We start from the raw sequence: 12,683 nt of genomic DNA on the forward strand, positions 1-12,683 counted from the left end.
GGGCGCCGCGCCCCCCCCCCCGCCGCCCCAGGCCCCCCGCGCGGCGCGCGCCCGGGCCATCCCAGAGGGCCGCGCGCGCGGCGAACAGCTCGGCCTGGCTTTGCAAGACCAGCCCGTCCGACAGCACCTTCAGGTGGTTGGCGCGCAGCGTCTCGCCGGAACTGGTGATGTCGGCCACCGCCTCGGCGGTCAGGTTGCGCACCGTGCCTTCGGTGGCCCCCTGGCTGTCGACCAGCTGGTATTCCGCCACCCCCGCCGCGCGCAGGAAATCGCGCACCAGGCGGTGATACTTGGTCGCAATGCGCAGGCGCTGGCCATGCCGGGCGCGGAACTGCGCCGCCACCGCATCCAGATCGTCCAGCGTATCGACGTCGATCCAGCAGGCCGGCACCGCGATGATCAGATCGGCATGGCCAAAGCCCAAGGGCGCCACCTCGGCCACCTGCGATTCCCAGTCCGCCAGCTTCTCGCGGATCAGGTCGGTTCCGGTCACGCCCAGATGGATGCGCCCCGCCGCCAGCTCGCGCGGGATCTCGCCCGCCGACAACAGCACCAGCTCGCAGCCCGGCACGCCCTCGACCCGGCCGGAATATTCCCGCTCGTCGCCCGCCTTGGCCATCGTCACGCCGCGCGCGCCGAACCAGTCGAAGGTCTTTTCCATCAGCCGCCCCTTGGACGGCACGCCGATCTTCAGCATCAGGCGGCTTCCTTCAGGTCGGCAATGACCCCGGGGCGGATGATCCCGCCCACGGCCGGTATCTCGCGCCCGCCGCCCAGCACCCGGGTCAGCGCATCATAGCGCCCGCCCGAGGCCACCGGCGGCAGCCCCGCGCGCTCGGACAGGAACGAGAACACGAAGCCATCGTAATATTCCAGCGTGCTGCGGCCGTGGCTGGCCTCGAAGGTCACCTGCCGCAACCACGCGCCGGCGCGTTCCATCGCCTCCATCCGTGCGGCCAGCCGCGCCACCGCCGGCCGGATCGCCGGCAGGTCCACGCCCAGATCCTCCAGCCGGGCCAGCGCCTGCGGCGCGGGGGCCGCGAGGCGCAGAAGATCGTCGATCAGGTCGGCCTCGCGCGCCGGAATCGCCGGCGCGGCGGCATCCTCCAGCAGCGCCGCGGCCCGGTCGGCGATTTCCCAGGGCTCGCGCAGGCCGATATGCGGGCCCGCCTGCCCCATCAGCTCGGCCGCCGACCCGGTGGCCAGCCGTTCCAGCAGCCGCAGCCGCGCCGCAGGTGCCGGCACGCAGCCGGCAAAACGGTCCAGCAACGCACGAAACCGCCTGGGGCGCCAGATGTGGCGCTTCAGCGCCGCCTTGCGCCGCGGCGTGGTCGACAACCCCTCGACCGCCGCCAGCAAAAGCCCGATGTCGCCCATCGCCGCGCGCAGGCGCAAGGGTGCCAGCAGATCGTCGAACAGGGCAAAGACCTCGGCCTCCGCCCGGGCCGGGGCCTCGCGCTCGAACACCTCGTAGCCCACCTGCAGGTATTCGCTGGCGCGGGGGCCTGCGTGCTCCTGCCGGCGGAACACCTCGCCCATGTAGCAGTAGCGCGCCGGGTCCGCCCCATGCGCCATGTGCATCTGCACCACCGGCACGGTGAAATCGGGGCGCAGCATCATTTCGCCGCGCAAGGGATCCCAGGTGACATAGGCCCGGGCGCGGATATCCTCGCCGTAAAGGTCCAGCAGGGTTTCGGCCGGTTGCAGGATGTCGGTTTCCACCGGCAGCGCCCCCGCCTCGCGGAAGGCGTCCAGCAGGCGCGCGGCCTCGGCCCGGGCGGCGGGGGAAATCGGCATGGCTCAGCCTTGCTCCAGCATCCGGCGCACCGCCGCCACCAGCCCCGCGCGCGGCACCTCGACCTGGGCGGGGCGGTCCTTCCATTCCTCCAGCGTGGCGCTGGCGGCGATCTGCGCGCCCAGCACCAGATCCTTCAGCACCACCACGCCGCGCGCCGCCTCGTCGGAGCCCTGGATCACCGCCACGGGGCTTGCGCGCTTGTCGGCATATTTCAACTGGTTACCGAAGCTCTTGGGGTTGCCGAGGTAAACCTCGGCGCGAATGCCCGCGCGGCGCAACTCGGCGGCCATGCCGAAATAGTCGGCCATCCGGTCGCGGTCCATCACCGTCACCACCACCGGGCCCGGCGCCTGCCCGCCCGTGCGCCCCTTGGCGCGCAGCGCGGCCAGCAGCCGGTCCACCCCGATGGAAACGCCTGTTGCCGGCACCGCCTGCCCGGTAAAGCGCTTGACCAGGTCGTCATAGCGCCCGCCCCCCGCGACCGACCCGAAGGACCGCCTGTTGCCCTTTTCATCCAGGATTTCAAAGGTCAGTTCCGCCTCGAACACCGGGCCGGTGTAATAGCCAAGGCCGCGCACCACGCCGGGGTCCAGGATGATGCGGTCGGCGCCATAGCCCTGCGCGCCCAGCAGCGCGGCGATGGTCTCCAGCTCTGCCACCCCTTCGCGCCCCGTGGCCGAGGCCCCGACCAGATCGCGCAAGGCCGCCAGCGTTTCAGCCCCGCTGTCGCGGCGGGCGGCCATGAAGCCCATCACCACATCGGCCTGCGCGTCCGACAGCCCGGCCCCCTTGGTGAAATCGCCCGACTCGTCCTTGCGCCCGGCCCCCAGCAGCGCGCGCACGCCCGCATCGCCCAGCCGGTCGATCTTGTCGATGGCGCGCAGCACGATGCCGCGTTCCTGGGCAAAGCGCTCGGGGTCGGCCGGGTCCAGCACGCCGGCCACCTCCATCACGCCGTTCAGCACCTTGCGGTTGTTCACCCGCACCACATAGTCGCCGCGCGGGATGCCCACGGTTTCCAGCGCATCGGCCAGCGTGGCGCAGATCTCGGCATCCGCCGCCACCGAAGGCGCGCCCACCGTATCGGCATCGCACTGATAGAACTGCCGGAACCGCCCCGGCCCCGGCTTTTCGTTGCGCCAGACCGGCCCCATCGCGTAGCGCCGGTAGGGGCTGGGCAGGTCGTTGCGGTACTGCGCAGCCACCCGCGCCAGCGGTGCCGTCAGGTCATAGCGCAAGGCCAGCCAGTCGCCATCCTCGGCCCAGGCGAAGACGCCTTCGTTCGGCCGGTCCACATCGGGCAGGAACTTGCCCAGCGCCTCGACCGTTTCCACCGCGCTCGTCTCCAGCGCGTCGAAGCCGTGGCGCTGATAGACCTCGGCAATCGCGTCCAGCATCGCCTTGCGCTCGGTCACCTCGGTGCCGAAATAGTCGCGGAACCCCTTGGGGGTTTCGGCACGCGGGCGACGGGGGGTCTTGTCCTTGGACATCGGGGCCTCGCGGGTTCACTCACGCGCGCGGGCTTAGCAGTGCCCCCGCCGCGGAGCAAGGCCGCCGACGGCCGCGCGCCACACGCCGGAAAAACTTTCGCCCCCGGCGACGGAAAAGACATTCAGCGCGTTGAATACGTATTCGCAACCGGAGTCCTCCGATGACACGCCTTCCGATCCTGCTGGCCGGCCTGCTGGCAACCGCCTTGTCCACCCCCGCCGTTCTGGCTCAGGGCCAGGGCATGGCCCCCTTCGTCGCCGAATGGGACATGAACGGCGACGGCGCCGTGCAGCTTGCCGACATGGCCGAACGCCGGCAGTCGCAGTTCGAGATGTTCGACCTCGACGGCAACGGCAGCATCGACGCGGCCGAACAGACCAACATGGCCGAAACCATCGCCGCGGCGATGGCGGCGAACCACGAAGGCGGCAAGGGCGGCGGCCACGGCCCCGGCGCGCGCATCCACGCCGCCATGACCGCCGACTACGCCGACACCGACCGCGACGGCGCCATCGCCAGGGCCGAATGGGAGGCCGCCACCCTGCGGCTGTTCGCCGACCTCGACCGCAACGGCAACGGCAACGGCGTGCTGGAACCCGCGGACCTGCGCCTGCAAGGCTGATCGCGCCACGCCGCACGTCGCTTTCGGGCGATGCGGGGTCGGGTCCACCTGTCATGGCACGGCAAATTGCGGCAAACAGGGGCAAACCCGGTTTGCGGAGAGAGTCGCGCCATGAAAACCCATGTAAAGGCCCTTGTCGTCGGCGGCGGTGCGGTGGGCACCGGCATAGCCTATCACCTGGCCAAGGCCGGGTGGGACACGATGCTGGTCGAACGCGACGAGCTGACCGCCGGCTCCACCTGGCACGCGGCGGGGCTGCTGCCCCTGTTCAACATGAGCTACGCCACCACCCACATCCACAAGTATTCGGTGGATTTCTACAAGGGACTCGAGGCCGAGACGGGCCTGAACCCCGGCTTCTACGTCGTGGGCAACCTGCGCATGGCCCAGACTCAGGACCGGATGGACGAATACATGCTGTATTCCTCGGTCGCCGAAACCGCCGGCGTCTATCACGAATTCCTGACGCCGAAAGAGATCAAGGATCGCTGGCCGCTGGTGCGCAGCGACGACCTCAAGGGCGCGCTGTTCCACCCGCAGGACGGCTACATCAACCCCGCCGACGTGACGCAGGCGATGGCCAAGGGCGCGCGGCAACTGGGCTGCACCATCGAACGCAAGGTGCAGGTCGATGCCTATCGCTGGACGGGCAGCGAATGGGTGGTGTCCTGCACCCGGATGGTCGAACAGGGCGGGCGCCTGGTGCCCGGCGAGGAACGATTCACCATCACCGCCGAACATGTCGTCACCGCCACCGGCAACCACGCACAGCGCACCGCGCGGCTCCTGGGCATCAAGATCCCCGCGATTCCGGTCGAACACCAGTATATCGTCACCGAACCCGACCCCGCCCTGGTCGAATGGCGCAAGTCGAACCCGCAGCACCCCGTCCTGCGCGATGCCGATGCGAAATGGTATGTGCGCGAGGAGCGCGGCGGCTGGATCCTCGGCCCTTACGAACGCGGCGCCCCCGCCCGGTTCCTCTATGACGTGCCGGAAAGCTTCCGCGCCGATCTGTTCCCGCTCGATCTGGAACGGATCGAGGCGGAATACATGAGCATGATCCACCGTATTCCGTCCTCGGAAACCGTGGGTCTGAAAGACGATTTCAACGGCCCGATCTGCTACACCCCCGACGGCAACCCGCTGGTCGGCCCTGCGCCGGGCCTGCGCAACATGTGGCTGGCCGAAGGCTTCAGCTTCGGCATCACCGCCGCGGGCGGCACCGGCCATTACCTTGCGCAGCTGATGACGCAAGGCGAGGCGGAAATCGACATGGCCAGCCTCGACCCCAGGCGCTACGGCTCGTGGATGACGACCGAATACGCCGCGCGCAAGAACGAGGAATGCTACGAACACGTCTTCATCCTGCACCACCCCGACGAGGAACGGGAGGCTTGCCGCCCGCTGCGCACCGCCCCCAACTACGACCGGCAGAAGGCGCTGGGGGCCCAGTTCGGCCAGGTGAACGGCTGGGAACGGCCCAACTACTACGGCCCCGTGGATGCGCCGGCCGATTACGACCACCACGCCCGCAGCTTCCGCCGCGCCGCCTGGCACCCCTTTGCCGTGGCCGAGGCGACGGCGATCCGGCAGACCGCCGGCATCATCGACGCCACGGCCTTTACCAAGCATCTCGTGCGCGGGCCGGGGGCGACGGCCTTCCTCGACTGGTTCACCTGCAACAAGCTGCCGGCGGTGGGCCGCATCAACCTGACCTATGCCCTGAACGACAACGGCACCACGCAGTCGGAATACACCATCGTCCGGCTGAAGGATCAGGAATACTACATCATCTCGGCCGGGGCCTGGACGGCCTATGACGGCGACTTCCTGCTGAAGGCGGCCGAGGATTTCATGGGCCGCGGCGGCGGGTATGTGGACATCCACGATGTGACCACCCAATGGGGCGTCTTTGCCCTGGCCGGCCCCAACAGCCGCGCCATCCTGCGCGAGATCGTCAAGGACGCCGACCCCGACACCGTGCTGGGCAACAAGCGCTTCCCTTGGCTGACCATGCGCAACATCGAACTGGGCATGTGCCCGGTGCGGGCCGTGCGCGTGGCCTATACCGGCGAGCTTGGCTGGGAACTGCACCACCCGATCGAGATGGGCCGCTACCTGTGGGATCTGATCTGGTCGGTGGGCGCGCGTCACGGGCTGAAACCCGTGGGGGCCCGGGCGCAGAACTGGCTGCGTCAGGAAAAGAGCTACCGCGCCTTCGGCAACGAACTGGGCCGCGATGCCACGCCGCTGGAAGGGGGCCTCGACCGTTTCGTGGACCTCGGCAAGGACTTCCGCGGCAAGGCGGCGATGCTGGCGACCGGCATCCGCAGCAAATGCGTCACCCTGCTGATCGACGGCCCCGCCGACACCGACCCCTGGGGCAAGGAGGCGCTGCTGCTGGATGGGGTAAAGGTCGGGCGGCTCACCTCGGGCGGCTGGTCGGTGGCCTTCGGCAAGCAGATCGGCATGGGCTACGTGCGCCCCGATCTGGCGGTGCCGGGCCAGCGGCTGAAGGTGCGCATCCTGCGGCAGGAATGGGAAGCCGTGGTCACCGAGGACAGCCCCTACGACCCCGCCAACGCCCGCATCCGGGTAGATGGCTGACCCGACCCGCGCGGCAGGGCAGGTTGGCGGCAAACCGAAAGGCGCACGATGCAGACCATCCAGCAATCCCCCACCGATCCGGCCTTCGTCCAGAACCCCTACGCCTTCTACCACCGCGCCCGAGCGCTGGGGCCGCTGGTGTTCTGGGCCGATTACGGGATGCCTGCCGCCCTGTCGGCGGCGCTGGTGAACACCATCCTGCGCGACCGCCGCTTTGGCCGCGAGGAGCCGGCCGAGCTGCGCCAACCGATCCCCGCGGCACTCGCGCCGTTCTACGCGGTCGAGGCGCATTCCATGCTGGAGCTGGAGCCGCCGCGCCACACCCGCCTGCGCAGCCTGGTGCTGCGCGCCTTCACCAGCCGGCGCATCGCGGCGCTGGCGCCCGAAATCGCGGCGCTGGCGGCCGAGCTGGCCGCGGCGCTGCCCGAAGGCGAAGCCTTCGACCTGCTGGATCGGTTCTGCACCCCCATCCCCGTGCGCATCATCGCCCGCCTGCTGGGCGTGCCCGAAAGCATGGCGCCCGAGCTGCTGGCCTGGTCGCACGCGATGGTCAAGATGTATCTGCCCCAGCGCAGCCCGGCGATGGAGGCGGCCGCGGTGCAGGCCACGCAGGATTTCGTCGCCTTTCTGCGCGGCTATGTCGAGGAACGGCGCTCGCGCCCCGCGGACGACCTGATCACCCATCTGATCGCCGCCGAGGAGGCGGGCGAGCGGCTGAGCACCGACGAGCTGATTACCACCTGCATCCTGCTGCTGAATGCCGGGCACGAGGCCACGGTTCATTCCTTGGGCAACGGGGCCAAGGCGCTGCTGGAGCATCGCACCCCGGCGGCGATGCTGGCGCCCGACCGGATCGGCGGCACGGTGGAGGAGATCCTGCGCTGGGATCCGCCGTTGCACCTGTTCACCCGATTTGCCTATGAGCCGGTAGAGATCGCCGGCCACACCTTTGCCAGGGGCGACCGGGTGGCCTTGCTCCTGGGCGCGGCGAACCGCGACCCCAAGGTGTGGGACGCGCCCGACCGCTTCGACCCCGCGCGGCCCGAAACCGCGCATGTCGCCTTCGGGGCCGGGCTGCATTTCTGCGTCGGCGCCCCGCTGGCGCGGCTGGAGCTGCAGGTGGCGCTTCCGGTGCTGTTTGCGGCCCGGCCAGGGCTGAAGCTGGCGGGCAAGCCGCGCTATGGCGACACCTATCATTTCCACGGGCTGGAACGGCTGATGGTGACGGGCTGAGCGCCTGTCCCTGCGAGGGACAATGCTGCCGCCCATGAAAATCAAGGGCTTGCGCGGACGTTTTCACGAATCGTTAACTCGGGTTTCGACGGCGACAGGTGCAGCGGACCTTGCGGGTTCCCGGGCGGGGGCCCGAGCCGGCGTCCGGGGGCGCTGCCCCCGGGCCCCCGGGATATTTGCGGCAAGGTGAAAGGGGGGCGCGCGCTGGCGCGGCGGGGGCGGCGGCGCGTCGCGCCTCGGCGGGCGGCGCCGGCGGGCCTCGGGGGGTCGGGGGGCCGGGAACGCGTGTGGCGTCGATCCGGTCCGGCGGCCGTTGGACCGTGACGCGGTGATGCCGGACCGGGTGCCGGCGTGCCGCGCCCGGACTGCCGGCGGCCGCGACGGGTCGAGCCTTGCCGGTGTCCGGGGGCGGTCGGTGTCCGGGGGCGGTCGGTGTCCGGGGGCGGTCGGTGTCCGGGGGCGGTCGGTGTCCGGGGGCGGTCGGTGTGGGGGGGGGGGGGGGGGGCGGGGCGCGGGCCGGCGGGGTCGCGCGTTGCGGGTGTCGGGGGGGGGTGGGGGTCGGGGGGCGGGGGGTGTCCGGGGGCGGTCGGTGTCCGGGGGCGGTCGGTGTCCGGGGGCGCTGCCCCCGGGCCCCCGGGATATTTGCGGCAAGGTGAAAGGGGGGGCGGCGGGGCGACGCATGGGCGCGCGACGGCGGGGGGCGGCGTATCGCCCGCGCCGCGCCATTGCCGCCCGGCCGAACCTGCGGGGGTGCGGTTGCGTCGGGATGACCTTTGCCTTGCGCGCGCCGCTCAGGCCCCGGCGCGCGTGAGCATGCCGAACAGGTCGCGCGGGTCGTCGGGGTCGGCGATCATGTCGAGCATCTGCGCCAGCCCGGTGCCTTGCACCCGGGCGTGCAGCCAGCACAGGGCGCTGAAATCCTCGACCGCGAAGCCCACGCCGTCGAAGATGGTGACCTGCGCCGCATCGGTGCGGCCCGGCGCCCGGCCGGCGAGCACCTGCCACAGCTCGGTGACCGGAAAATCGGCCGGCATCTGCTGGATGTCGCCTTCGATGCGGGTCTGCGGCTCGTATTCCACAAAGACCGGGCCGCGGCGCAGCACGGCCGGGGCCAGTTCCGTCTTGCCCGGGCAATCGCCACCGATGGCGTTGATGTGCACGCCGGTGCCCACCAGATTGTCGGTGAGGATGGTGGCATGCGCCTTGTCGGCGGTGCAGGTGGTGACGATCTGCGCCCCCAGCACCGCCGCCGCCGCATCGGCGCAAGGCACCACGGTCAGCCCGGCACCGGCAAGGTTGCGGGCGCATTTCGCAGTGGCGGCGGGGTCGATATCCCACAGGCGGACGGTGTCGATGCCGCAGACGGCCTTGAACGCCAGCGCCTGGAACTCGGCCTGGGCGCCGTTGCCGATCAGCGCCATGGTGCGCGCCCCGGCCGGGGCCAGCGCCCGCGCCGCCACGGCGCTGGTGGCCGCGGTGCGCAGCGCGGTGAGCAGGGTCATTTCCGTCATCAGCAGCGGATAACCGGTGGCCACCTCGGCCAGCACGCCGAAGGCGGTGACGGTCTGCAACCCCTGCCCCATGTTGCCGGGATGGCCATTGACATACTTGAAGCCATAGCGCGCCCCGTCGGAGGTGGGCATCAGCTCGATCACGCCCACGGGCGAGTGGGCCGCCACGCGCGGCGTCTTGTCGAAATCGGGCCAGCGGCGGAAATCGGCCTCGATCGCATCGGCCAGTTCGCGCAGCACGGTTTCGACACCGATGCGGTTGACCAGCCGCATCATGGCGGCGACGCTGATGAAGGGCACGAGGGCCAGCGGCGAAGGGGCGGGGGCGGCTTTGAGCGCGGCGGGCATGGGTTCGGTCCTGTTCGCGACGTTTCGCCAAATGTGACAGGCAAATCGGCCGTCCGGCAGGCGCAGAGTGCAGTGTTTTCCGGCGATATGACGAGACTTGCAACAAGGCGGACGGGGTGGCGGCGGACCACCCTGTCCCGGGCTTGACCCGGGACCTCCAACCCGGCCGGGTTACAGGAGGGGGAGGGACGAGGCCCCGGGTCGAGCCCGGGGCGGGGATCCGTTGCAACCGGGGCGCGCCCATGCTTGCCCGTTCACGGGGCTTTGCGAAAGGCTGAAGCCGGCAAGGCAGCAAAAAAGCCCCCGCGCCGGGCTGCGGCGCGGGGGCTGGGATCGGGGCGCGCGGATCAGGCGCCGACGGCCGCCTTCAGCGCGACCATGTCGGCGGCGTATTTTTCCGCCGCCGCCTTGTCGGAGGCGGTTTCCGCGGCCTTGCGGGCCTCGGCGATCAGCGCGTCCAGCACGGCGGCGCTGGCCTCGGCCACCGGGATGGCGCGTTCGGCCAGAACCGATACCGAGCCGGCGGTGATTTCGGCAAAGCCGCCGGTGACCGCATAGGCCTGGGTGCCGCCGGCCGACACGGCCTTGAGCACGCCGGGGCGCAGCGTGGTGATGGTGGGCGCGTGGCCCTGCATCGCCGTCAGGTCGCCTTCGGCGCCGGGGATCTGGACCTCGGAGGCCGCGACCGAGGCCAGACGGCGCTCGGGCGACACGAGATCGAATTGCACCGTGTTGGCCATGATGCCCCCTTACGCCGCAGCGGCGAGGCGTTCGGCTTTCGCGATCACCTCGTCGATGTCGCCGACCATGTAGAAGGCGGCTTCGGGCAGGTGGTCGTATTCGCCGTTCACCACCGCCTTGAAGGACGCGATGGTCTTTTCCAGCGGCACCTGCACACCGTCCGAGCCGGTGAAGACCTTGGCCACGTCGAAGGGCTGCGACAGGAAGCGCTGGATCTTGCGGGCGCGGGCCACGGTCAGCTTGTCTTCTTCGCTGAGCTCGTCCATCCCGAGGATGGCGATGATGTCCTGCAGCGACTTGTAGCGTTGCAGGATGCCCTGCACCGCGCGGGCGACGTTGTAGTGTTCTTCGCCCACCACCTGCGGGTCGAGGATCCGGCTGGTGGAATCGAGCGGGTCCACCGCCGGGTAGATGCCGAGTTCCGAGATCGCGCGGCTGAGCACCGTGGTGGCGTCGAGGTGCGCAAACGAGGTGGCGGGGGCGGGGTCGGTCAGGTCGTCGGCCGGCACGTAGATCGCCTGCACCGAGGTGATCGAGCCGTTCTTGGTGGAGGTGATGCGTTCCTGCAGCGCGCCCATGTCGGTGGCCAGCGTCGGCTGGTAACCCACGGCCGAGGGGATGCGGCCCAGAAGTGCGGACACCTCGGAACCCGCCTGGGTGAAGCGGAAGATGTTGTCCACGAAGAACAGCACGTCCGTGCCCGACTGGTCGCGGAACTGTTCGGCCAGCGTCAGGCCGGTGAGCGCCACGCGGGCGCGGGCGCCCGGGGGTTCGTTCATCTGGCCATAGACCAGCGCCACCTTGGATTCCGACAGGTTGTCGATCTTGATGACGCCCGATTCCATCATCTCGTGATACAGGTCGTTGCCTTCACGGGTCCGCTCGCCCACGCCGGCGAACACCGAATAGCCCGAGTGCACCTTGGCGATGTTGTTGATGAGCTCCATGATGAGCACGGTCTTGCCCACGCCGGCGCCGCCGAACAGGCCGATCTTGCCGCCCTTGGAATAGGGGGCGAGCAGGTCGATCACCTTGATGCCGGTGACGAGGATCTGGCTTTCGGTGGCCTGGGCGGCAAAGTCGGGCGCGGGCTGGTGGATGGCGCGATATTCGGTCGCGTTGACCGGGCCCTTTTCATCCACCGGCTCGCCGATGACGTTCAGGATGCGGCCCAGCGTGGCATCGCCCACCGGCACCGAGATCGGGGCGCCGAGATCGGTCACCGACTCGCCGCGCACGAGACCTTCGGTCGCGTCCATCGCGATGCAGCGCACGGTGTTTTCGCCCAGGTGCTGCGCAACTTCCAGCACCAGCCGCTTGCCGTTGTTGTTGGTTTCCAGCGCGTTCAGAATCGCGGGCAGCGCGCCTTCGAACTGCACGTCGACGACGGCGCCGATCACCTGGGTGATCTTGCCGGTTGCCTTCGCTTTTGCCATTGGTCTGTCTCCGGTTCGTCAGAGCGCCTCGGCGCCCGAGATGATTTCGATAAGCTCTTTGGTGATCGCGGCCTGGCGGCTCCGGTTGTACTGGATCGTCAGACGGTTGATCATGTCGCCTGCGTTGCGCGTCGCGTTGTCCATCGCGGACATCCGCGCGCCCTGTTCCGAGGCGCCGTTTTCCAGAAGGGCGGTGAAGATCTGCGTGGCCACGCCGCGCGGCAGCAAGTCGGCGAGGATCGCCTCCTCGGAGGGTTCGTAGTCGTAGAGCGCCGAGGACGCGCCGCCTTCGAACTTCGCCGGGATGATCTGCTGCACGGTCGGGATCTGGCTGATAACCGACTGGAAGCGGTTGAAGAAGATCGTGGCCACGTCGAATTCGCCGGCCTCGAACCGCGCGAGGATGTCCTGCGCGATGGCAGCGGCGTTGGAATAGCCGAGCTTCCTGACCTCGCTCATGTCGACATGGCCGACGAAATGCGCCGACATGTCGCGCTTGAGCTGCTCGCGCCCCTTCTTGCCGACGGTGAGGATCTTCACCGTCTTGCCGGCGGCCAGCAGTTTCTGCGCATGCGCCCGGGCGGTCTTGACGATGGACGAGTTGAACCCGCCGCACAGACCGCGTTCCGAGGTCATCACCACCAGCAGGTGCACCTTGTCCGACCCTGTGCCGGCCAGCAGGCGCGGCGCGTTGGCCGAGCCTTGCATGCCGGCGGCCAGGCCCGCCATCACGGCCCCCATGCGTTCGGCATAGGGGCGCGCGGCTTCGGCAGCCTCCTGGGCGCGGCGGAGCTTTGCCGCCGCGACCATCTGCATCGCCTTCGTGATCTTCCGCGTGTTCTTGACGCTTCCGATCCGGTTCTTGAGATCCTTAAGGCTAGGCATCTATCTGA

The 12,683-nt window shown here is 69.7% G+C and carries 9 protein-coding genes and 1 pseudogene; 3 read left to right on the plus strand and 7 right to left on the minus strand.

The window, feature by feature from the left end:
• Positions 1-25: 25 nt before the first annotated feature.
• The 3 genes and pseudogenes from hisG to hisS form a co-directional block, all read right to left on the minus strand.
• Positions 26-700, minus strand: a pseudogene (hisG, locus tag ACK4S2_RS02915) (ATP phosphoribosyltransferase); the annotation flags it as partial.
• Complete coding sequence (locus ACK4S2_RS02920) at positions 697-1,797, minus strand: ATP phosphoribosyltransferase regulatory subunit (protein ID WP_409620144.1); 1,101 nt, start codon at positions 1,795-1,797, stop codon at positions 697-699. The pseudogene hisG and the gene ACK4S2_RS02920, both read right to left, overlap by 4 nt.
• 3 nt (positions 1,798-1,800) lie before the next feature.
• The gene (hisS, locus tag ACK4S2_RS02925; protein WP_409620146.1) at positions 1,801-3,288 is read right to left on the minus strand and encodes a histidine--tRNA ligase; all 1,488 of its coding nucleotides are present in this window, start codon (positions 3,286-3,288) and stop codon (positions 1,801-1,803) included.
• Between the two features lie 161 nt (positions 3,289-3,449).
• Between hisS and ACK4S2_RS02930 the strand changes: the two genes are divergently transcribed.
• From ACK4S2_RS02930 to ACK4S2_RS02940, 3 genes are all read left to right on the plus strand, one after another.
• Entirely contained in the window at positions 3,450-3,911 is a 462-nt protein-coding gene (locus ACK4S2_RS02930; protein WP_409620148.1) for an EF-hand domain-containing protein, read from the plus strand.
• 111 nt (positions 3,912-4,022) lie between these two features.
• Positions 4,023-6,521: an FAD-dependent oxidoreductase gene (locus ACK4S2_RS02935; protein WP_409620150.1), complete on the plus strand. Its 2,499-nt coding sequence runs from the start codon at positions 4,023-4,025 to the stop codon at positions 6,519-6,521.
• 48 nt (positions 6,522-6,569) lie between these two features.
• Positions 6,570-7,754, plus strand: a complete 1,185-nt coding sequence (locus ACK4S2_RS02940) for a cytochrome P450 (protein WP_409620152.1) — start codon at positions 6,570-6,572, stop codon at positions 7,752-7,754.
• Positions 7,755-8,545: 791 nt separating this feature from the next.
• On the opposite strand, the gene ACK4S2_RS02945 is transcribed toward ACK4S2_RS02940, so the two are convergent.
• From ACK4S2_RS02945 to ACK4S2_RS02960, 4 genes are all read right to left on the minus strand, one after another.
• The gene (locus ACK4S2_RS02945) at positions 8,546-9,613 is read right to left on the minus strand and encodes an ornithine cyclodeaminase (RefSeq protein WP_409620154.1); all 1,068 of its coding nucleotides are present in this window, start codon (positions 9,611-9,613) and stop codon (positions 8,546-8,548) included.
• A gap of 347 nt (positions 9,614-9,960) precedes the next feature.
• Positions 9,961-10,353 carry a F0F1 ATP synthase subunit epsilon gene (locus ACK4S2_RS02950; protein ID WP_409620156.1) on the minus strand — a complete coding sequence of 131 codons (393 nt, stop codon included), beginning with the start codon at positions 10,351-10,353 and terminating at the stop codon, positions 9,961-9,963.
• A 9-nt stretch (positions 10,354-10,362) separates the two neighbouring features.
• Positions 10,363-11,790: a F0F1 ATP synthase subunit beta gene (atpD, locus tag ACK4S2_RS02955; protein ID WP_409620158.1), complete on the minus strand. Its 1,428-nt coding sequence runs from the start codon at positions 11,788-11,790 to the stop codon at positions 10,363-10,365.
• 18 nt (positions 11,791-11,808) lie between these two features.
• Positions 11,809-12,675 carry a F0F1 ATP synthase subunit gamma gene (locus ACK4S2_RS02960; RefSeq protein WP_409620160.1) on the minus strand — a complete coding sequence of 289 codons (867 nt, stop codon included), beginning with the start codon at positions 12,673-12,675 and terminating at the stop codon, positions 11,809-11,811.
• Positions 12,676-12,683 lie beyond the last annotated feature (8 nt).

This window comes from Gemmobacter sp. (genome assembly GCF_046292685.1).
Lineage (GTDB): Bacteria > Pseudomonadota > Alphaproteobacteria > Rhodobacterales > Rhodobacteraceae > Wagnerdoeblera.

Excerpts from the sequence above, each read along its gene's own strand:
- ACK4S2_RS02920 (WP_409620144.1), bottom strand. The coding sequence starts at position 1,797 with ATGCCGATTTCCCCCGCCGCCCGGGCCGAGGCCGCGCGCCTGCTGGAC.
- hisS (WP_409620146.1), bottom strand. The coding sequence starts at position 3,288 with ATGTCCAAGGACAAGACCCCCCGTCGCCCGCGTGCCGAAACCCCCAAG.
- ACK4S2_RS02930 (WP_409620148.1), top strand. The coding sequence starts at position 3,450 with ATGACACGCCTTCCGATCCTGCTGGCCGGCCTGCTGGCAACCGCCTTG.
- ACK4S2_RS02935 (WP_409620150.1), top strand. The coding sequence starts at position 4,023 with ATGAAAACCCATGTAAAGGCCCTTGTCGTCGGCGGCGGTGCGGTGGGC.
- ACK4S2_RS02940 (WP_409620152.1), top strand. The coding sequence starts at position 6,570 with ATGCAGACCATCCAGCAATCCCCCACCGATCCGGCCTTCGTCCAGAAC.
- ACK4S2_RS02945 (WP_409620154.1), bottom strand. The coding sequence starts at position 9,613 with ATGCCCGCCGCGCTCAAAGCCGCCCCCGCCCCTTCGCCGCTGGCCCTC.
- ACK4S2_RS02950 (WP_409620156.1), bottom strand. The coding sequence starts at position 10,353 with ATGGCCAACACGGTGCAATTCGATCTCGTGTCGCCCGAGCGCCGTCTG.
- atpD (WP_409620158.1), bottom strand. The coding sequence starts at position 11,790 with ATGGCAAAAGCGAAGGCAACCGGCAAGATCACCCAGGTGATCGGCGCC.
- ACK4S2_RS02960 (WP_409620160.1), bottom strand. The coding sequence starts at position 12,675 with ATGCCTAGCCTTAAGGATCTCAAGAACCGGATCGGAAGCGTCAAGAAC.